Consider the following 20,674-nt stretch of genomic DNA (forward strand, 5'->3'; position numbering starts at 1 on the left):
AGCTGTACTTTTGCGCCCTTAATAAGATTTGTGGGTGCGGGCGCGTCTGTAAATCACTAAATACAGACCATGGTAACATTTGAAAGTTTAGGGCTACTCCCAACAATTACAGAAGCCCTTACTGAATTAGGATACGAAAATCCAACGGAAATTCAGGAAAAAGCAATTCCACAAGTAATTGAATCTAAACAAGATTTAAAAGCATTTGCTCAAACAGGTACAGGCAAAACAGCTGCGTTTAGCTTACCTATTTTACACCAAGTTGATGCTAATGATGAAACTGTTCAGGCAATCATCTTATCTCCTACTAGGGAATTAGCAATTCAAATTGCGGATAACATCAGAGATTTCTCCAAGTACATGAGAAATGTGCGCGTAGCAACCGTATATGGAGGTGCTGCAATTGAAGAGCAAATTAGAAAATTAAAAAGAGGTGCTCAAATTGTTGTTGGTACTCCTGGCAGAACGGTTGACCTTATTAAAAGAGGTAGTTTAAAACTGCATAATGTACAATGGTTGGTTTTAGACGAAGCTGATGAAATGTTGAATATGGGCTTTAAAGATGAGCTAGATCAAGTTTTAGAGGTCACACCAGACACAAAGCAAACATTATTATTCTCTGCAACATTCCCTAAAGAAGTTGATAGAATAGCTCGCAACTATATGCATGACCCAACACAATTAGAGGCGGGTCAAAAAAATACAGGATCAGACAATGTATCACATGAGTTTTATATGGTAATGGATAGAAACAGATATCCGGCTTTAAAGCGCATTGCAGACATGCATCCGGATATTTATGGTATCATATTTTGTAGAACACGAAGAGAAACAAAAGATATTGCAGATAAGCTAATTGAAGATGGTTATAATGCAGACGCGCTTCATGGTGACTTATCACAGGCACAACGAGATACCGTTATGCAAAAGTTCAGAAAAAAGAACTTACAACTTTTAGTTGCAACCGATGTAGCAGCTCGTGGCTTGGATGTAAACAATCTTACACATGTTATAAATTACAAACTACCAGATCAAATAGAGCCATATACACACCGAAGCGGAAGAACTGGTAGAGCAAATAGCAAAGGAGTCTCTATCGCTATTGTAAATCCAAATGAAAAGAGAAAGCTTACTGCAATCGAAAAAGTGATCAAGAAAGAGTTTGTTCAAAAACAAGTACCTACTGGAAAAGAAATTTGTGAAAAGCAACTTTTTAGTTTGATTGATAAAGTTCATGACATAGAAATTAACGAAGCAGAAATTGCTGATTATATTCCTACTATTGAGCAAAAATTAGAAGGTTTATCTCGTGAAGAGCTCATTCAAAGATTTGTTTCTATCGAATTCAATAGTTTCTTAAGTTATTACGAAAACGCAAAGGATCTGAATGATTTAACAGGTGGTGGATCTGAAAGAAGAAGAAATTCGAACAATGAGAACATGACTCGCTTCTTTATCAATATTGGTAGAAAAGATCGATTAAATCCATCTCGATTAATGGGCTTAATCAACGATCAAAGAATTGCACCAAATATTGAAATTGGAGATATCGATATTTTAGACACCTTCTCATTCTTTGAGTTGGATAAAAATTTCACTCAAGAAACTGTTGATGCATTCTTAAAAAATGAAGTAGTTTTTGAGGGGCGTGGTGTTAGCGTAGAAATTACTGAAAAAAGAAAAGGTAGTCGCGGTGGCCGAAGAGGTCGCAACGGCAGCGGCGGAGACAGAAAGCACAGAAACAAATCAAATAGACGAGCAAAAGAGTCTAACAGAGCAAAAGCCAAAATCAATGCTTCCGGATTTGGAAGAAAACGGGATAGCGGAAAAGGCCGAAGCCGAGGAAGAAAGTAATTTAATATATAGGGTGGTTAAAAACCACCCTATTCATTTTCATATTGCTCCATTTCTTTATCGTAAAAGGCACTCGCCTCTTCTATGAGTCCAGCAACTTCACCTGTTAGAATTTCTTCATCCGATTCTTTAAATATTTCTAACCATTCAATTTCATCATCTACTAGATTAATTATAAATCTAGGATATTCTGTATGAACAACAAAAATGGCTTGTTGATAATCTGAATTATCGCCTAACAAAAATTTAGGTAGTTCCATGTTTAATTCTAATTAATTTTTTAGTCAAATAATTAAATCGCCAAAATAGCAATATTCCTGCAGCTGATAAGCCTGCTAATAAACCAATCCATATTCCAAAACTTCCCATATCCGTTTTTAAGCCTAAATAGTAACTCGTTGGAAAACCTACACCCCAATAAGCTATAAAAGTAAGAATAGTCGGTATTAGAACGTCTTGCAACCCTCTTAATGCTCCAAGAGCAACAACTTGTAGTCCATCTGAAATTTGAAAAATGGCTGCAGCCAATAATAATTTAGCCGCAATTTCGACAACCTCAACATTGTCTACATAATTCGTTGGGTCTTCTATATCTATATATAAATACGGTAAATATTCATGAAATAAAAAGAAGAAAATTGCAAAAGCCACTTCTAAAATCGTTGTTAAGAAAAAAATCGAAAAAGCAATTCTTCTCAAAGCTTTATAATCTAATAAACCTTTTTGGTTACCAACTCTAATCATGGCTGTAACACTTAGTCCCATGGCCACCATAAATGTCATAGATGCCATGTTTAAAGCAATCTGATTTGCCGCTTGCGGATTTTTCCCTAAAATTCCACTCAACCAAATAGCAGCAGTAAATATACTTACCTCAAAAAACATTTGCATGGCACTCGGAAAACCTAGACTTAGAATCTTCTTTACCATTTCTATATCTAAAATCCAAAACTTGATGTTTGTAACAAGTGCCCTAGTTTTTTCTTTCCCTCTAAGCATCCACCACAAGTAAGTAAGCATAACTATCCGTGAAATTAAAGTACCAATTGCAGCGCCAACGATACCCAATTGTGGCATACCCAGCTTACCGAATATTAAAATATAGTTTAACACCACATTAATTACGTTCGCTAATAAAGTCGCATACATCGGAAATCTCGTTAAAGACATTCCCTCAGAAAATTGTTTAAATCCCTGATAAACAACTAATGGAATAAGTGAGGCCGCCACCAATTCTAAATATGGAATTGCTAACTCAACTACTTCATCAGGTTGATCCATATGGTACATCACAGGTTTCGCCAAAAGAGTTGCTATAAATAACAAAACTCCGATAACACTGCACAAGAATAAACCATTTTTAAACGTTGCCTTTGCTCTAAGCGTATTATTACCTCCATCTGCCTCAGCAACCAAAGGAGTTATGGCTGTTGAAAAACCTATACCTAAAGACATTGCTACAAAAATAAAACTGTTACCCAATGAAACTGCAGCTAACTCTGCGGTACCCAACTGCCCTACCATTGCATTGTCTATAAAACTTACAAAGGTATGCCCAAGCATTCCAGCCATCACAGGAGATGCTAGTTTAAGGTTTGTTTTAAATTCTGATGTGTAAGCAGAAAGGTTCAAATAGATTTTTTTATCAGTGCGAAAATACGATTATTACCGTAAAATTAATTTAGATAACCATGATTTGAATCTATGAATTATAAGTATAAATTATACCAACATATCGACTATAAAGAACATTTATTAATTGATAAGAAATTAAAATTGGTAAGTGTAAAACAAGATAGATTATTAATTAGATTTGCACTCGTTAAATAAATAATTAATTATCAATTTTATAAATATTTAAACATGGCATTAGTAGGAAAAAAATTCCCAAACGTAACTGTAGACGCCATCTCTGAAATGGGAGATGATTTAAGAATTAACGTATTAGAAGAAGCTGTAAACAACAAGAAAAAAGTATTATTATTCTGGTACCCAAAAGATTTCACTTTTGTTTGTCCAACTGAATTACATGCATTTCAAGCTGCTTTAGCTGAGTTTGAAAAAAGAAACACATTGGTAATCGGTGCTTCTTGCGATACAAACGAAGTACACTTTGCATGGTTAAACACTCCAAAAGATCAAGGTGGTATTGAAGGTGTTACTTACCCATTATTAGCAGATACTACACGTAATTTATCAAGTATTTTAGGAATTTTAGATATTGAGAACGAATCATATAATGAAGAGTATGACACAATTTCAATTGAAGGTTCAAACGTTACTTTTAGAGCAACTTATTTAATTGATGAAGAAGGTAAAGTATTCCACGAAAGTGTAAATGACATGCCATTAGGTAGAAATGTAAATGAGTATCTAAGATTAATCGATGCCTATGCTCATGTTCAAGAAAAAGGTGAAGTTTGTCCTGCAAACTGGGAAGAAGGAAAAGAAGCTATGAACGCCAATAGATTGAGTACCGCAGAATATTTAGCGGTTCATTAAAAATAACTATTTAATCTTACCCCTTAAATACGGGGTGAGATTATTTTAACTTTAAAAAAACGAGTTATGTTAACAGAATTAAGCCAAGATAATTTAGAACAAATTGTTGCAGACAACCAAAAGGTAGTTGTTCAATATAGTGCTGGATGGTGCGGAAATTGTCGTATTATGAAACCTAAATTTAAGCGTATGGCATCAGAGCACCAAGACATGACTTTTGTAATTGCAGATGCCGAAAAGTTTCCTAATTCTCGTAAACTAGCAACAGTAGATAATTTACCAACATTTGCAATTTTTCAAAATGGAGAAAAAGTAAATCAAACGCAGACAAATAAGGCTGACGTTTTAAAAAGTTTGGTAGAAGAAATTACTTGATAATTAAACAGAACAATAATGAAAATACCTATTATAAAACAATTAACTGCTTTTATTGAAAATAATGATGAAGATTACATTCATGAAACTCTTGAGGTTTTAGAAGATTTAACTGAAGTTGCTTCTTTAAAAGACGAAGAGTTAGATGTAATTGGAGAATTAATTTCAAATATGTACGGTGCATTAGAAGTAAATGAAGAAATAAAGAAAGGAACTTCTAAAAAAGATGCAATGAACGGGTTTATGAAACGGGTATTAGGTTCTATAGATCAATAAGAATTTTGTTAATAAACAAACTATAAAACTCTCGAAGAAATTCGAGAGTTTTCTTTTTTTGGCTATTTTTGATACTCACCTAAATTTTAAATAAAATGGCAACTGTAACATTAAAAGGAACTGCATTCGAAACGGTAGGTTCATTGCCCGAAGTAGGCTCTAAATTAAAAGACTTTAGCCTTGTTGCTGGAGACTTATCTAAAAAAAACTTAAGTGATTTTGCAGATTCAAAATTGGTTCTAAATATTTTTCCAAGTGTAGATACTGGTACTTGTGCACAATCTGTGCGCACATTTAATAAAAGTGCATCAAGTCTAGAAAACACGAAAGTTTTGTGTATTTCTAAAGACCTGCCATTTGCTCAAGGAAGATTTTGTGGAGCTGAAGGCATTGAAAATGTAGTGATGCTATCAGATTTCATTTCAGGTAATTTTGGTAATGACAACGGATTGACTTTTACAACAGGCCCGTTAGAAGGATTGCACTCTAGAAGTATAATTGTTATTGATTCAGACGGAACTGTGCTGTACACAGAACAAGTCGCAGAAACTGTTGACGAACCAAATTATAATGCCGCATTAGCGGTGCTATAAAAAAATGAAGAATCAATAAAAGTCATCTTTTGTTTCAGGTAGAATTAAAAGTATTGGCTATGCCGCTAAAGGAGCGTGGTTATTAATTTCTACTGAACACAGTATTATGGTACAGCTCACTATTGGAATAATTATGACTTTTGTTGGTTTTATAATTGGATTATCTACAATGGAATGGTTGTTTCAAATTACTGCAATTGCATTGGTATTGATCGCAGAAGACACGAATTCAGCTATTGAATATATCTGTGATTTTATTCATCCAAACTACCACAAACAAGTAGGCAAAATAAAAGATATTGCCGCCGGAATTCCTATGATTTCGGCTATATTTGCGATTATTATTGGCTTGATAATATACCTACCAAAAATTCCGTTTTAAAACCTAAAAATCACACGTTATTTAGCTACTTTTGTAAATACACCAACACCCTATGGCAAGAAAGAAAAAAGCAACCAAATCAATAGCTACAAAACCCAATCCTTTTCAAAAAATTAAAACTTTTTTGAGTAATAGACAGACCCAAACGGTTATCGGATTGTTTTTGATGGCATTTGGTGTTTTTATGCTTATGGCCTTTACTTCTTATATGTTTAACTGGCAGGTAGACCAAAGTGAGTTTTCTGAGTTTACAGATGCAAACGCCAGAGTAAATAATATTTTAGGAAAATTTGGTCATGTTATTAGTGAAGCATTGATCTACAAAGGTTTTGGTGCAGCAGGATTTATTCTACCCTTTCTTATTTTCTTTACGGGCGCCTATATTTTGTTACAGATTAGTTTAATAAAAATGAGAAAATCTTGGGGATGGGGCTTATTAGGTATGACATGGTTTGCTCTATTTTTTGGATTGTTTGCAGACGCTCACTCATTACTCAGTGGAGTTGTCGGATATGAATTGAACCAATATTTAATTCCGTTTTTAGGTAAGACGGGAATTGCTTTAGTTTTGAGTTTTGCAATGCTAGCATATCTTGCTATTCGTTTTAAACTTAACGGCAGTCATTTAGTAAGTCTTTTTACTAAAAAGAAAAAGGATGTTGAGAATTTGAATTCAAATGAGACTATTGAGTCTATTGAAGTTGAACAAGCGAATGAACAAAAGCAAATAGATGACACCTCAGATAAAACGGAGTACAAAGAAAAATCTGACTTTGAACTATCGGTAGAAAATTTACAACCAACTATTAAAAATTACTTAGGAAAGGAAGAGGTGCCTCTTAATAACGAAACAGGAGAAGACCTCAGTCTAGATATCCATTTAAAAACAGAAGTTGATGAAACTCAGAATGAATCAAATGATGTTGAAATTGCCATAGAAACTATTACCGAAGAAGAAACTGAGTCTAAAAACCTATCAGATAAACTTGTTAAAGACTTTGGAGAATTTGACCCTACATTGGAGTTGGGTAATTTCAAATTCCCTACGTTAAATCTATTACGCGAATTTAACGAGAGTATCGCAGTAGATCAAGAAGAGCTTGAAGCCAACAAAAATAGAATTGTACAAACCCTTAGCAATTACAAAATTGGGATTGCTAAAATTAAAGCTACAGTTGGACCTACTGTTACATTATATGAAATTATACCAGAGGCTGGTATTCGAATTTCGAAAATCAAGAATTTAGAAGACGATATTGCACTTTCACTTTCTGCATTAGGTATTAGAATTATTGCTCCTATTCCAGGAAAAGGTACTATAGGTATTGAGGTACCAAATAATAAAGCAACCATGGTTTCAATGAAATCTATGATTGCTTCTAAAAAGTTTCAAAGTGCTCAGATGGAATTGCCAATAGCTTTTGGTAAGACAATTTCGAATGAATCTTTTGTTGTTGATTTGGCTAAAATGCCTCATCTTCTAATGGCCGGTGCTACAGGACAAGGTAAATCTGTTGGTTTGAATGTTATTTTGACATCTTTATTGTATAAAAAACATCCTGCCGAAGTTAAGTTTGTTCTAGTTGACCCTAAGAAAGTAGAGCTGACATTATTCAATAAAATAGAGCGCCACTACCTAGCAAAATTACCAGATGCTGAAGATGCCATTATAACAGACACTACTAAAGTTGTAAATACTCTAAACTCCTTATGTATTGAAATGGACGCCCGTTATGACTTACTCAAGGCGGCTATGGTTCGTAATATTAAAGAATATAACACCAAATTTAAAGGACGTAAATTAAATCCTGAAAACGGACATCGCTATTTACCCTACATCGTTTTAGTTATAGATGAATTTGCGGATTTAATTATGACAGCTGGTAAAGAAGTAGAAACTCCTATTGCGCGATTAGCACAATTAGCTAGAGCTATTGGTATTCATTTAATAGTTGCTACGCAAAGACCTTCTGTTAATGTTATTACTGGTATTATTAAAGCAAACTTCCCTGCAAGGATAGCGTTTAGAGTAACGTCTAAAATAGACTCAAGAACAATTTTAGACAGTGGCGGTGCTGATCAGCTAATAGGTAAAGGAGATATGCTATTTTCAGGAGGTAATGACTTAACGAGAATTCAATGTGCATTTGTAGACACGCCAGAAGTAGAAAAAATAACTGATTTTATTGGTTCACAAAGAGCATATCCTGAGGCCCATATGCTTCCAGAATATGTTGGCGAAGAAGCTGGAGCAAGTTTAGATATTGATATTAATGATAGAGATAGCTTGTTTAAAGATGCTGCTTTAGTAATTATTAATGCACAACAAGGTTCGGCATCTTTATTGCAAAGAAAACTCAAATTAGGATACAACAGAGCAGGTAGAATTATCGATCAATTAGAAGCAGCTGGAATTGTTGGTCCTTTTGAAGGAAGTAAGGCTCGCCAAGTGCTGATTCCAGACGAAATGGCCTTAAATGAATTATTAGAGAACGAAAGAAATTAAAAGATGAAAAAAACAAGTGTATTAATTGCACTATTAATTACTGCCTTAGGATTTTCGCAGGACGCAAAAACATTGCTAGATAAAGTGGCACAAACAGCGAAATCATACGACAATATTTATATTGAGTTTGAGCATAAAATAGATAACGAAATTGCAGATATTCATCAATCTACAAATGGAAAGGTAACTTTAAAAAGTGATTTATACAATTTTGAGTACATGGGAGTTCAACAAATGTTTGATGGTGCAAAAGTGTATTTAATGGTTCATGAAGATGAAGAAGTTGTTATAAAGCAGCCAAATAATGAAGATGATGCATCTACCCTAACCCCTTCAAAAATGTTGACCTTTTATAAAAAAGGTTTTAACTACAGTATGGACATTAAACAAACTATTACTGGTAAAAAACTACAGTTTGTTAAATTAACACCTACTAGTGAAGAAACTGAACTCAAACATGTATTGGTTGGAATTGATACAAAAACAAATCATATTTATCGAGTAATCGAAACTGGATTGGATGATACGGTTACTACTTACACTTTAACAACATTTAAAACCAACCAAACATTAGACGCTGCAACTTTTATTTTTGATAGAGCAGCATATGAAGAAAAAGGATATAGTATTTCTGAACCTAAATAAGACGCCTTGAAAAAACTTGATATTTATATCATAAAGAGTTTTTTAAAACCTTTTTTCGCTACATTTTTTGTCATACTATTTGTATTGATAATGGTTGCACTTTGGGGAGGTTTTGATGAACTTGCTGGTAAAGGTGTAGATATGGGCTTTGTGCTAAAGTTCATAGGATATTTGGCATTAACAGTGGTGCCTATGGCAATGCCAATTGGTATTTTATTGTCATCTATCATGGCTGTTGGTAACTTATCTGAAAACTACGAGTTTGCAGCAATGAAATCTGCTGGTATCTCACTTAGAAGATTTATGCTACCATTAGTTATACTAGCCTTTCTTTTAAGTAGTATTAACTTTTTATTTTTAAACTACGTCTATCCACACGCTACGCTTAAGCAAAAGAACATGTATCTTAATGTAAAAAAGAAACAACCTGCTTTGGCCTTAATTCCGGGTACATTTAATACAGCAATTCCGGGATATGTTATTTATTTCGAAGAAAAATATGGGGAGAATCAGAATTTGCTTCATAAAGTTCAAATTTCTGATATAAGCGATAATCAAGGAAAAATAAAGGTAATTACAGCTAAACGAGGGGAAATATTTACAGAAGAAGGCAGTAAATACCTCACTTTTAATTTATTTGACGGAAATTATTTTGAGGAACACAGCACCAAAAAAGATAAAAAGGCTACTAGAATTAAAATGCCTGGGTCTAAAGCTACATTTGATATCTACAGTATTAACATAGATGTTTCAGCTTTTGGTAATGATGGTATTGAGGATACAAAACTTAAAACTCACCCTCAAATGCTGAGTTTAAAACAATTACAACAACATTCTGATACTACTAAAATTGAATATGATAAATACCTTATTAGTAGGAACGTTTCAATTCTTAGAGGCTCTCAAATTAAAGAATTAAAACCAGCTACAGATAGTGTGCATAGTGAAAAATTGAATCCTGAAATTCTTGAGAATTTCGAAATAAGAGATCGTGCTTTGGTTTATGAAAATGCTATAAACAATATTGATCGAGAAATTACTAGTTTAGGCAGAACTCGTACTCAATTTAAGTCGAAAAGGAAATTTCTAAATTTGTTTGATATGGAATACCACTATAGACTTGCTTTTGCATTGGCGTGCTTGGTGCTATTCTTTATTGGCGCTCCCCTTGGTTCTATTATTAGAAAAGGAGGCTTCGGTTTGCCTATGGTTTTAGCAATTATTATTTTTGTCATCTATCATGTTCTCTCTACAATAGGTAAGAATTTAGCAGAGGAAAGTGCAGTTTCTGCAGCTCTGGGTGGCTGGTTAGCCACGCTAATTTTATTACCTTTTGGAATCCTTTTAACAAGAAGAGCAGCAAGAGATAAAGGCATATTTAACTTTAAGACTTTTATAAGTGGAATAGCCGCCAAAACGAAACAATTAAGTAAAAAGAAAAAGGATATATGAAATCGGCAGTAGAAAAAGGGATACAACTAAATAAGATTGAAGATGCTATTGCAGCAATTAAAAATGGTGAAGTCGTAATTGTTGTTGACGATGAAGATAGAGAAAATGAAGGGGATTTTATTGCCGCTGCAGAAATGGTTACTCCAGAAATGATCAACTTTATGGCAACACATGGTAGAGGTTTAATTTGTGCCCCTATAACAGAAGATAGACGTAAAGAACTTGATCTAGAAATGATGGTACAGAATAATACTGTTATGCACCATACACAATTTACAGTTTCAGTTGATTTAATCGGTCATGGATGTACTACAGGAATTTCTGCTCACGATAGATCTAAAACTATTCAAGCACTAGTAGATCCAAATACCAAAGGATTCGATTTGGGTCGTCCTGGTCATATTTTTCCTCTAAGGGCTCGTAATGGTGGTGTTTTAAGAAGAACTGGCCATACTGAAGCCGCAGTTGATTTGGCACGACTAGCAGGGTTTAAGCCGGCAGGAATTTTGGTTGAAATATTAAATGAAGATGGAACAATGGCTCGTTTACCTCAGTTGGTTAATGTTGCCAAAAAATTTGATTTAAAATTAATTTCAATTGAAGATTTAGTTGCTTACCGTATGCAACACGATTCGTTAATCGAAAAAATTGAAGACTTTCAAACAAAAACTCGTTTTGGTGATTTTAGATTAAGAGCTTATAGACAAACCAACAACAATCAAGTTCACATTGCATTAACCAAAGGAAGTTGGAAACCTAACGACCCTGTCACGGTTAAAGTAAACTCTACCTTAATTAATAATGCTTTAGGCGTATTAACGCAAAACTCAGAAGAAAAGTTCAAACGAATTTTTAATAAAATAAATACTGAAGATGCCGGCGTAATTGTATTTATAAATCAAGACAATCAAAAAATGAACTTTATGAAGCATCTGAATAAAATTAAATCTGATGAACAAGCCAAACCAAAACAAATGGATAAAAAAGATTATGGTATTGGTGCGCAAATATTGCACGATATTGGAGTTTCAAAATTACGTGTCTTAACAAATGCTAAAACCTTGAGTAGACGTGTCGGTATGACAGGTTACGGATTAGAAGTGGTTGAATATATAAACTATTAAATTGGGTATGCGGTGGCTTAAAATAAAATGTTTGATTATCATCATTTTGTTTGACTTTACAGGCTGTACCGAATCTCCTCAAAAGAACAAATCAATAAAAGACGATTTGTGTACTTTAGAAATTCATTCTGAGATATTAAACAATGAATGGATATATCTTTACCGTTTAGTGCCTTATGTAAAAGTTATAGACTCAATAAATCTAAATAGTAAGTTTAGTTCTATTAATTTTCCTAATACATCTTTTACTCGCTTTGGGATAGGGAATAGTAATGATTTAAACGTATTTATAGCCTCAAAAGATACGCTTCAAGTTTTTATAAATAATTTTAACCCACTAGAAGTACTCATTAATAATGATCTTTATAACAATGCTCTAATCAAATATAAAAATGAATCTAGACATATTAATGCTCAAATAGATGCATTCTTCCCAGAAATACAACGCGCTAGATTAGCAAATGATTCAGACAAAATTTTAGAAATTAATAATGCTATCAAAAACATAGAAACTAGACAGCTAGAACATTCCATTACTTATATTAAGACAAATGAAAGTTCGTTTGTTTCTATTATGATATTGCATGATTTATTAAAAAACGAACGTGTTTCCATGCATGAGGCTCAAGAACTTTATGCGCAAATAGATCATACTTTTAAAAACACACAAGAGGCCCGAATAATCGAACAAATTCTCATATTAAATTAATTCGTTTATAAAACTAATATCCGAATTTGTTTTTAACTCTCTCGGTTCTTTATCTTTTTCAAACAATCTGGCAGTTAAATTACCTCTTAAAAATAATTCTTCGTCAAATAACTCAAGCCAACTACCTTCCCTTAATCCTAATACTGGCTCATCATTATATTTATGAAACTCTTTAATTCTAATCTCTCGAGTTTCTCCCATATGAGTTGAAGTTGGATCTGAATCTAAATAATGCGGATTTATATTAAAATTTATCAATCCCATGGTATCAAAACTAGGAGGATAAACAATAGGCATGTCATTAGTAGTCTTAATACTTAAACCTGTGATATTAGATCCAGCACTGGTACCTAAATAAGGAATTCCACTTTCAACAACATTTTTAATTTCTTCTAAAAGCCCAGTTCTATATAATTGATTTACCAATTCAAATGAATTACCGCCACCGACAAAAATAGCTTGAGCATTCTTTATAGCCTCTCTTCTGTTATCAAATTCATGAATTCCCTTAACATCAATTTTAATTGATTTAAAAGCCGTTGTAATAACTTTTGTATAGTCATCATATGAAATCCCACCAGGACGCGCATACGGCACAAAAATCAATTCATTAACACCCTTAAATAGTTGTTCCAATTTTGGTAATAAATACTCTAAATAAGACTGTTGATGCAACGTTGAAGTACTAGCTATAATAACTCTTTTAGACATTCTTCATTATTTAATTTAAGGGTAAAGATATATGTATAAATGAAAAAGCCCACCTATCGGTGGGCTTATATTTTTAACTAATTGAAATTAATCTTGAGTTACAGTATACGTAACTTCACCCGTTCCAGCATCAGTCATTTTGTCAACTGTTACTAAAAGTGTTGGCGATGCAATACCTGTCAAATCCATTTCAAAAACCTCTAATGTACCATCTGGATGCATAGCAAACAAAATTCCATCAATAGTCCCTCCAATAGTAGACCAAGGATCTGCAGAAATCTCATACGTATCATCTGGATCAGAATCCATTAAAGAAACGTCTTCATAATTGGAAACCGATAATGAACTATCAACTGATATACCCAGTGAATTTCTCAAGAATAAATCTAAATCATTACCTGCATCATCATTAGGATTCCAATCAAATAAAAAATTAATTTGTCCTTCTGTTACTGGCGGTAATTGGCCATATACAGTTGCACTAACTTCAAGAGCCCCTTGTTTTAAAACAACCAAATCATTTGGTCTATTTACAACCTCAATTTCATATCGAGAATCAAATTCTATTTCACTTACAATAGTGGCACCATTATAAGGAATATTATCTCCTGGAAGATCAATTACAAAATCAATAGGAGTTGCACCAATAATGACTTCATTATCATTATCCGAATCATCATCATCATCTTCAACATGCATCAGATACTCCTGACCATCATAGTGAATAATAATATCACTACCATAATAGCTAGTTGCATCTTCATTTAATTTAAAACCTAAGTTAAAAACGGCAGTATTTTCTCCTTCTTCTCCTATAATATCGCCAGAAATCGAAACAAATGGTTGTACAATCATTTGAATATTACTAGAAAGAGGCGCTACTGCAACTTCATCATCTTCCGAACAAGATACAGCAAAAACCAACAATGCCAGTAAAAAAATATAGTTAAAATTATTTATAGTTTTCATATGTTTTCTTTAAAATTTGTATTAGCAATTATATTGGTTCAGCCGGTACTTGAGTTAATGTATATGTACTACCAACCTTATCAAATTTAACAAAATAGTTAAAGTCTGTACCTGCATCAATATGATCCAAAAACGCTTCTATAGTACCATCTGGATGTATCACTACCATGGTAACATTAACTTCTGCATCCGCTGATGCCCAATCTCTTACCAGAATACTATACATACCATCTGGATATGAATTAGAAAATGATATATCTTCTACTGGAGTAATAGATTGACTCGTTTCGAACACCGTAGTTAGAGCATCATCTAAAACCCATAAATCTAAATCATTTACATCCATATTATTCCAAGTCATATAAACTTGTAATGCATTGGGATCACCACCAGGAATTTCATAAGGTACTACAACAACTGTAACCTTATTATTATCACCAATCACTACATCTACATAATCTGGTTTATTCAAAACAGAAACATTTGTAAGACTTAATTCGTAGGTGCCAGGTTCAGAGACATCTATCATTAAATCTCCTTGAGAATCACTAGCTTCAATAATACCAGATCCTTGAATGGCTCCCATATCATATTCAACTAATGCATCTGTACCAAAAGCGGTGTCAGTTGTTACCGGTAAATTATAAGGAGTTACACTTTGAGAAACAACTATAGGTGCTGTATCTACCAAACTTACTGTTTTAGTAATTATTTCACGTCCAACAACTGGGTCATCGTCGTCAATGGCACAAGACGTTGTGATTAACGCAATCGCCATTAAGAACAATGGTATAAATCTTAATTTTTTCATATTCTTATTTTTTTTCATTTTAATTTAAATTAAATGTTAATCTAGCAAAAAGGAATCTACCATTAGTTCCAAACTGTTGCGCTCTACGAGAATATACAAAGCGACCACTACTATTATTTCCAGGGAAATTTTCATCTGGATATACATCTAATAAATTATTAGCACCAACTGTTGCAGTCATATAATCCGTGAAATTATAACCAACTGACAAATCTGTAATAATCTTAGGATTGAATACTTGCTGTGTAGTACTCGTTACTTCTCCAAAGTATACATTACGTAAGAAAATATTCCACTCATCAAAAGATACTAAATGAGATAAGTTAATTTTAGTTCTTGGCACTGCTTCTTCAAGATAAATTCTTGAAGATTCACTGAAATATCTATCTAATTGATCACCATCTGCTAAAATCTGCGATGCATGAATATCATCAACCTGTCTAGTTTGAGAGAATGTTGCTGCAAGATCATTTCTTACACTTACATTATCTCCTTCAGCCTTATGACTAACTACAATATCAATACCCTTAGATTCTGTATCAATTGCATTTGCAAAGAAAGCTGCTCTACTTGCACCTGCTCTTTCAAACGCCTCTTCAAGTTCTGGCGTTGTTGCTATAAAAGTATCTGTTAAAGTTACACGATCTTCGATTGCAATAAAATAACCATCTACAGAGATTCTAAGATTTGCATTTGGTATTACTGCAGTAAACCCTAAACTTGTACTAAAAGATTCTTCTTCTTTTAATTCAGGAATTCCTAATTCTTTTGCAACTCTACTATCGTTTGAGAACGTACCAACTTCTTGTGGCACTCCATTATCATCAAACTGTGTAGCAGTAGCATTGTAATACAATTGATGTAAAGATGGAGCTCTAAAACCTGTACTTACTGCTCCTCTCAAATTGAAGTTATCAGTTAACTTCCAACGAGAAGATACCTTGTAATTAAAAGTTGATCCAAAATCACTATAATTTTCAAATCGCAATGCACCTGTTACTAATAAATCTTCAGTAATATTTGCCTCAACATCTAAATAACCGGCAACTGAGTTTCTAGATTCATCTTTTTCATTATCTGGTCTAAAGCCCGGGAACACTTGCGCTCCACCAGGATAAGATCTTCCAAAGAAATCAGGTTCAGAATCATAATTGGTGTATGACGCCTCTTCACCTGCGTTAATAGCATAATTTTCTAATCTATATTCAGCACCAAAGGCAACGTTTACACCTTCTAATTTATCTTCAAAATATCTACTTACATCTAAATTTGTGGTGTTTTGAGTAAAAGCAAATCCTCCTGAATTAAATTCTGTATCAGAAGCTCTACCTTGAGAGGCATTAAATGACTCCGAAACAGTAAAGTCAAAACTATTCTTACCCCAAGTATTACTAAAGTCTGTGGACCATTCTCCTAATTGTCCTCTAATACCAACTGCAACAGACTTATCTTTTATATCTGAATTAATATTTGGCAAGAATCCGTTTAAGTTAATTGCTGAATAAGAACGAGACTGATGAGGCAATCTATAAAATCCTGCAGCATTACCTTTTCTGTAACTCATACCAGCAAAAGAATAAAACTCAGTTCCATTATCATCCAATGGCAACAACATATTTGCAAAAAATCTACCTGAACGCAGTTCAGATTGACCAACTCTCATATTATAGTCTTCTCTTGTTTGCCCTCTTGCTGAAAGCTCAGCCTCGGTAAAATCAATAGGACCGCTTTCATTAGAAAGTAAGTCTACAATTGCTTGTTGATTAGCTGCATCATCAATAGCTGACTTTAATTCTGGTGTAAAATGCTCAACTTCTTGAGCGAAAAATTTAATTTGTTCAAAACTTAAATTTGAAGGATCCTCTCCACTATTAAATGCTATTCTTTCAATAGCGTTATATCCATGGAAAATCATCCCATTAAAACTTTGCATTCTACTAGTAGGATTTCTTATATCAAAATCTCCTGTAAAATTGATGTATCCACCTTTATCACCAAGGCCCACACCATAGTTGGCATTTATATTAACTGATTCTCCATCAACACCTCCTTTAAAATCATTTGCGTTTTCTGAAAAATTAGCGCCTACAGTAGCACCGATAGATAATTGATTTACATTCTTTTTCAATACAATGTTTATTACACCTGCAATTGCATCAGAACCATACTGAGCTGATGCACCATCTCTAAGAATTTGAACATCTTCAATAGCTGCTGTTGGAATTGCATTTAAATCTGTACCAACAGACCCTCTACCAAAAGTACCATTAACATTCACTAATGAGCTGGTATGCCTTCTCTTTCCATTAATCAATACTAAAACTTGATCTGGTCCTAATCCTCTTAACGACGCTGGGTCGATATGATCTGTTCCATCAGAAATTGTTTGTGTGTTAGAAGAAAATGATGGGGCCACGTAATTTAAAATTTGATTTAAATTAACCTGCGGACTCGACGCTTTCAACTCAGAGATATCTATAATATCTACAGGAACTGGGGTGTCTACAGCGGAGCGGTTGGCATTTCTTGAACCAACAATCACTACTTCGTCTAAAGCAACTCCTTCCTCCATTACTACATTAAGTGTTGTTGCACCATCCATAGTAATTTCCTGATCTGAGTAACCAACAAATGAAAATACTAAAACGTCTCCTTGAGAAACCTCTAAAGAGTAGTTTCCTTCAAAGTCAGTAGAAGTACCATTTGTAGTCCCCTTTATCAAAACCGAAACGGCCGGCAAAGGTTCATTATCACTATCTGTAACCACACCACTAACCTCATAGCTCTGGGCCAGTGTTGAAAAGGAAACAAAAAGCAACATGGTGAAAAAGTAAAGTTTGTTTTTCATAATTATTTTTTGTTTAAATTAGTTAATTAACAAATATACGTTTTTATTGAAATTAAGTATATTTTCTTCAATAAAAATACCTGTTCAACTAATTATTTTAAAGAATAATCAATATTCTACAAACCCAGCATAATATCAAGTAGTTGTTTTAATAGGCCTAAACACGAAATACAATCCAACAATAATCATAGGTAAACTCAACAATTGCCCAGTATTTAAAGTCATAAATAAGTCTTCTCTTCCATCTACTTGTGGTTCTTTCAAAAATTCAATAAAAAACCTAACCGTCCAGAGTAAAATCATGAAAAGTCCAAATAAAAATCCTGACTTTTCCTTTTTATCAGTTTTCCAGTATGTAAACCACAGAATTAAAAATACAAATACATAACTAAAAGATTCGAACAATTGTGTTGGATAACGCAGTGGTACAGCTTCTAACAGATCCTTAAATCTAGAACTCTCCTCTATTAAGGTATAAGCTCGTTCGTAATCGTTGGTCCCAGTTTTAAAGAGTGCTTCAGATTTACTGTAATGATCTCGAATAAATCGAAATCCAAAATCAGAATTAGTTACCTTTCCAACAATCTCTGAATTCATCAAATTACCTAGTCTAATAAATATGGCTCCTGATGCAACAGCAATTACTACCCGATCTAAAATCCAAAGTAAACTTTTGTAATTGTACTTTCTTCTGTACAAAATCATTGCCAATACAATTCCAATAGCAGCACCATGACTTGCTAAACCAGCAAAACCAACAAATCTATAACCATCTATAACTCCAAATAACGAACCTCCTTCAGCTGCTTTAATTGGCAGTAAAATTTCAATCAAATTATTTTGATAATGATCCCAACTATAAAAGAAAACATCTCCTAACCTCGCTCCTAATAATGTAGCAACAACAGTATACATAAATAAAGAGTCAACATATTCAACAGGAACATTTTCATTTTTATAAATTCTCTTCATTATTTGAATTCCTAAAACAAAGGCAATTACAAACATTAATCCGTAATAGCGAATTGAAAATGAACCGATTGAAAATAACTCTGGAGAAGGATTCCAGTTTACAGCTAATTGTAACATAGTAAGATTTTAGTTTTGGTAAATATAGTATTACTTTTAAAAGTAATTAAGAAGTCTTATTCTTTTTATCAGGTACTGGATCATAGCCTCCTTTACTCCAAGGGTGACAACTTATAATTCTTTTAATTGCCAACCAGGAGCCTTTAAATACACCATGAACTTTTAATGCTTCAATAGTATAACTTGAACAAGTAGGACGATACCTGCATGCAGCAGGTGTATAGGGTGATATAGCATATTGATAAAATCTAACCAAACCTATAAAAGGTAAAGCAAGTATTTTAGTTATCTTTTCCATTTAGTTTACTGAAAATGTAGTTCCATCTTTACCATCCTTTAATTGAACACCCAGCTCGGCAAGTTGATCTCTAATCTTATCAGACATCGCCCAATCTTTATTTTCACGAGCCGTTTTACGCATTTCAATTAACATCTCTATAACACCTACTAAAACTTGTTGATTCTGAGAATTATCTACAGTAGATTTTATTCCTAACACATCAAAAACAAAAGCGTTAACAGTACACTTCAGCAATTCTAAATCATCCTTTGAAATAGTTGTCTTTTGATCTTTTAATTGATTGATATATTTAACAGCTTCAAATATATGAGCAATTAATATTGGTGTATTAAAATCATCATTCATAGCGGCATAACATTTTGCTTGCCACTCTTGAACATTAAATGAACTTTCATCGCATGCAACGATTTTATCTAAATCTGCAATTGCTTGCATCAATTTATTATACCCCTTTTCTGAAGCTTCAAGGGCTTCGCTAGAAAAGTCTAAAATACTTCTGTAATGTGCCTGCATTACAAAAAAGCGCACTACACTTGCACTAAACGGCTTACCTAAGATTTCATTATTACCAGAAATAATCTCCCCAGGTAAAATGCTATTTCCGGTTGACTTTGACATTTTCTGTCCATTTAAAGTCAACATATTTGCATGCAACCAATAATTAACCGGGTCTTCTCCACAACATCCTTTTGCTTGGGCTATTTCACACTCGTGGTGTGGAAATTTCAAATCCATACCTCCGCCATGAATATCAAATTTTTCACCAAGGTATTTTGTACTCATAACAGTACATTCAAGATGCCATCCGGGGAAACCAACTCCCCAAGGTGATGGCCAGCGCATAATATGTTCCGGATTTGCTTTTTTCCACAAAGCAAAATCTTGAGGGTTCTTCTTTTCATCTTGACCATCAAGAGCTCTCGTATTTGTTACTATGTCATCAAGATTTCGCTTAGATAACACTCCATAATCTCCACCTTGCTCATTGTATTTCTTTACATCAAAATATACAGATCCCCTATATTCATAGGCAATTCCTTTAGCAACTAAATCTTTTATTGCTTCAATTTGTTCAACTATGTGACCCGTAGCGGTTGGCTCAATACTCGGAGGTAATAAATTAAACTCGTTCAAAATATTATGGAAATCAACCGTGTATTTTTGAACAATTTCCATAGGCTCAAGTTTCTCTAAACGAGCTTTAGTTGATATCTTATCTTCGGCATCATCATCGGTTAAATGACCAGCATCCGTAATGTTTCTAACATATCTCACTTTATAGCCTAAATGTTTGAGATATCTAAAAATCATGTCAAAAGACATAAACGTACGCACATTACCAAGATGTACATTGCTGTAGACTGTTGGACCACAAACATACATACCAACCATACCTTTGTTTATTGGTGTAAAAAGTTCTTTAGATTTTGTTAGAGAATTATAAACTTTTAATTCTTGATTTTCGTAAAGCTCCATACGTTTATTACTATTAAAAACAGCCGTAAAAATACTAACATTTTTCTAAAG

20 protein-coding genes are annotated in these 20,674 nt (G+C 33.5%); 11 read left to right on the forward strand and 9 right to left on the reverse strand.

What is annotated here, in order from left to right; translation table 11 throughout:
* The first annotated feature begins 69 nt into the window (after positions 1–69).
* A complete protein-coding gene (locus tag ACYQ5R_RS10760) occupies positions 70–1,854 on the forward strand; it encodes a DEAD/DEAH box helicase (RefSeq protein ID WP_460190947.1) in 1,785 nt (594 codons plus the stop codon).
* A gap of 29 nt (positions 1,855–1,883) precedes the next feature.
* Here the strand turns inward: ACYQ5R_RS10760 and ACYQ5R_RS10765 are convergent, their stop codons facing one another.
* Both ACYQ5R_RS10765 and ACYQ5R_RS10770 read right to left on the reverse strand, forming a co-directional pair.
* On the reverse strand, positions 1,884–2,114 hold the full coding sequence (locus tag ACYQ5R_RS10765; protein ID WP_460190948.1) for a hypothetical protein: 231 nt from the start codon (positions 2,112–2,114) through the stop codon (positions 1,884–1,886).
* Complete coding sequence (locus ACYQ5R_RS10770) at positions 2,101–3,486, reverse strand: MATE family efflux transporter (protein WP_460190949.1); 1,386 nt, start codon at positions 3,484–3,486, stop codon at positions 2,101–2,103. The genes ACYQ5R_RS10765 and ACYQ5R_RS10770 overlap by 14 nt, the downstream gene beginning before the upstream one ends.
* Positions 3,487–3,717: 231 nt before the next feature.
* Between ACYQ5R_RS10770 and ACYQ5R_RS10775 the strand changes: the two genes are divergently transcribed.
* From ACYQ5R_RS10775 to ACYQ5R_RS10820, 10 genes are all read left to right on the forward strand, one after another.
* A complete protein-coding gene (locus tag ACYQ5R_RS10775) occupies positions 3,718–4,356 on the forward strand; it encodes a redoxin domain-containing protein (protein ID WP_460190950.1) in 639 nt (212 codons plus the stop codon).
* Positions 4,357–4,422: 66 nt separating this feature from the next.
* Complete coding sequence (locus ACYQ5R_RS10780) at positions 4,423–4,731, forward strand: thioredoxin family protein (RefSeq protein ID WP_460190951.1); 309 nt, start codon at positions 4,423–4,425, stop codon at positions 4,729–4,731.
* An 18-nt stretch (positions 4,732–4,749) separates the two neighbouring features.
* Positions 4,750–5,007: a DUF6952 family protein gene (locus ACYQ5R_RS10785; RefSeq protein ID WP_460190952.1), complete on the forward strand. Its 258-nt coding sequence runs from the start codon at positions 4,750–4,752 to the stop codon at positions 5,005–5,007.
* Positions 5,008–5,102: 95 nt separating this feature from the next.
* Entirely contained in the window at positions 5,103–5,600 is a 498-nt protein-coding gene (tpx, locus tag ACYQ5R_RS10790) for a thiol peroxidase (RefSeq protein WP_460190953.1), read from the forward strand.
* Positions 5,601–5,652: 52 nt separating this feature from the next.
* Entirely contained in the window at positions 5,653–5,982 is a 330-nt protein-coding gene (locus ACYQ5R_RS10795; protein ID WP_460191002.1) for a diacylglycerol kinase family protein, read from the forward strand.
* Positions 5,983–6,034: 52 nt separating this feature from the next.
* Positions 6,035–8,488, forward strand: coding sequence for a DNA translocase FtsK (locus tag ACYQ5R_RS10800; protein WP_460190954.1), 2,454 nt, complete (start codon positions 6,035–6,037; stop codon positions 8,486–8,488).
* Between the two features lie 3 nt (positions 8,489–8,491).
* Positions 8,492–9,133, forward strand: a complete 642-nt coding sequence (locus tag ACYQ5R_RS10805) for a LolA family protein (RefSeq protein WP_460190955.1) — start codon at positions 8,492–8,494, stop codon at positions 9,131–9,133.
* Positions 9,134–9,139: 6 nt separating this feature from the next.
* A complete protein-coding gene (locus ACYQ5R_RS10810) occupies positions 9,140–10,585 on the forward strand; it encodes an LptF/LptG family permease (protein ID WP_460190956.1) in 1,446 nt (481 codons plus the stop codon).
* Complete coding sequence (gene ribB / locus ACYQ5R_RS10815) at positions 10,582–11,709, forward strand: 3,4-dihydroxy-2-butanone-4-phosphate synthase (RefSeq protein ID WP_460190957.1); 1,128 nt, start codon at positions 10,582–10,584, stop codon at positions 11,707–11,709. Before ACYQ5R_RS10810 ends, ribB begins: the two co-directional genes overlap by 4 nt.
* A 31-nt stretch (positions 11,710–11,740) precedes the next feature.
* A complete protein-coding gene (locus tag ACYQ5R_RS10820) occupies positions 11,741–12,418 on the forward strand; it encodes a hypothetical protein (RefSeq protein ID WP_460190958.1) in 678 nt (225 codons plus the stop codon).
* Here ACYQ5R_RS10820 and pepE read toward each other — a convergent pair.
* The 7 genes from pepE to cysS all read right to left on the reverse strand — a co-directional run bounded on the left by pepE (position 12,410) and on the right by cysS (position 20,623).
* Positions 12,410–13,129: a dipeptidase PepE gene (gene pepE, locus ACYQ5R_RS10825; protein ID WP_460190959.1), complete on the reverse strand. Its 720-nt coding sequence runs from the start codon at positions 13,127–13,129 to the stop codon at positions 12,410–12,412. The genes ACYQ5R_RS10820 and pepE overlap by 9 nt on opposite strands.
* An 87-nt stretch (positions 13,130–13,216) precedes the next feature.
* On the reverse strand, positions 13,217–14,098 hold the full coding sequence (locus ACYQ5R_RS10830) for a hypothetical protein (RefSeq protein WP_460190960.1): 882 nt from the start codon (positions 14,096–14,098) through the stop codon (positions 13,217–13,219).
* Between the two features lie 28 nt (positions 14,099–14,126).
* Positions 14,127–14,909, reverse strand: a complete 783-nt coding sequence (locus tag ACYQ5R_RS10835) for a hypothetical protein (RefSeq protein WP_460190961.1) — start codon at positions 14,907–14,909, stop codon at positions 14,127–14,129.
* Between the two features lie 19 nt (positions 14,910–14,928).
* A complete protein-coding gene (locus ACYQ5R_RS10840) occupies positions 14,929–17,757 on the reverse strand; it encodes a TonB-dependent receptor (RefSeq protein ID WP_460190962.1) in 2,829 nt (942 codons plus the stop codon).
* Between the two features lie 135 nt (positions 17,758–17,892).
* Positions 17,893–18,846, reverse strand: a complete 954-nt coding sequence (lgt, locus tag ACYQ5R_RS10845) for a prolipoprotein diacylglyceryl transferase (protein WP_460190963.1) — start codon at positions 18,844–18,846, stop codon at positions 17,893–17,895.
* 46 nt (positions 18,847–18,892) lie between these two features.
* Positions 18,893–19,144, reverse strand: a complete 252-nt coding sequence (gene yidD, locus ACYQ5R_RS10850; protein WP_460190964.1) for a membrane protein insertion efficiency factor YidD — start codon at positions 19,142–19,144, stop codon at positions 18,893–18,895.
* Positions 19,145–20,623, reverse strand: a complete 1,479-nt coding sequence (gene cysS / locus ACYQ5R_RS10855; protein ID WP_460190965.1) for a cysteine--tRNA ligase — start codon at positions 20,621–20,623, stop codon at positions 19,145–19,147.
* Positions 20,624–20,674 lie beyond the last annotated feature (51 nt).

The sequence above is a fragment of the Urechidicola sp. KH5 genome (assembly GCF_054661455.1).

Coding starts and splice junctions, on each gene's coding strand:
- ACYQ5R_RS10760 (WP_460190947.1), top strand. CDS start 70: ATGGTAACATTTGAAAGTTTAGGGCTACTCCCAACAATTACAGAAGCC.
- ACYQ5R_RS10765 (WP_460190948.1), bottom strand. CDS start 2,114: ATGGAACTACCTAAATTTTTGTTAGGCGATAATTCAGATTATCAACAA.
- ACYQ5R_RS10775 (WP_460190950.1), top strand. CDS start 3,718: ATGGCATTAGTAGGAAAAAAATTCCCAAACGTAACTGTAGACGCCATC.
- ACYQ5R_RS10780 (WP_460190951.1), top strand. CDS start 4,423: ATGTTAACAGAATTAAGCCAAGATAATTTAGAACAAATTGTTGCAGAC.
- ACYQ5R_RS10785 (WP_460190952.1), top strand. CDS start 4,750: ATGAAAATACCTATTATAAAACAATTAACTGCTTTTATTGAAAATAAT.
- tpx (WP_460190953.1), top strand. CDS start 5,103: ATGGCAACTGTAACATTAAAAGGAACTGCATTCGAAACGGTAGGTTCA.
- ACYQ5R_RS10800 (WP_460190954.1), top strand. CDS start 6,035: ATGGCAAGAAAGAAAAAAGCAACCAAATCAATAGCTACAAAACCCAAT.
- ACYQ5R_RS10805 (WP_460190955.1), top strand. CDS start 8,492: ATGAAAAAAACAAGTGTATTAATTGCACTATTAATTACTGCCTTAGGA.
- ribB (WP_460190957.1), top strand. CDS start 10,582: ATGAAATCGGCAGTAGAAAAAGGGATACAACTAAATAAGATTGAAGAT.
- pepE (WP_460190959.1), bottom strand. CDS start 13,129: ATGTCTAAAAGAGTTATTATAGCTAGTACTTCAACGTTGCATCAACAG.
- ACYQ5R_RS10830 (WP_460190960.1), bottom strand. CDS start 14,098: ATGAAAACTATAAATAATTTTAACTATATTTTTTTACTGGCATTGTTG.
- ACYQ5R_RS10835 (WP_460190961.1), bottom strand. CDS start 14,909: ATGAAAAAATTAAGATTTATACCATTGTTCTTAATGGCGATTGCGTTA.
- ACYQ5R_RS10840 (WP_460190962.1), bottom strand. CDS start 17,757: ATGAAAAACAAACTTTACTTTTTCACCATGTTGCTTTTTGTTTCCTTT.
- lgt (WP_460190963.1), bottom strand. CDS start 18,846: ATGTTACAATTAGCTGTAAACTGGAATCCTTCTCCAGAGTTATTTTCA.
- yidD (WP_460190964.1), bottom strand. CDS start 19,144: ATGGAAAAGATAACTAAAATACTTGCTTTACCTTTTATAGGTTTGGTT.
- cysS (WP_460190965.1), bottom strand. CDS start 20,623: ATGGAGCTTTACGAAAATCAAGAATTAAAAGTTTATAATTCTCTAACA.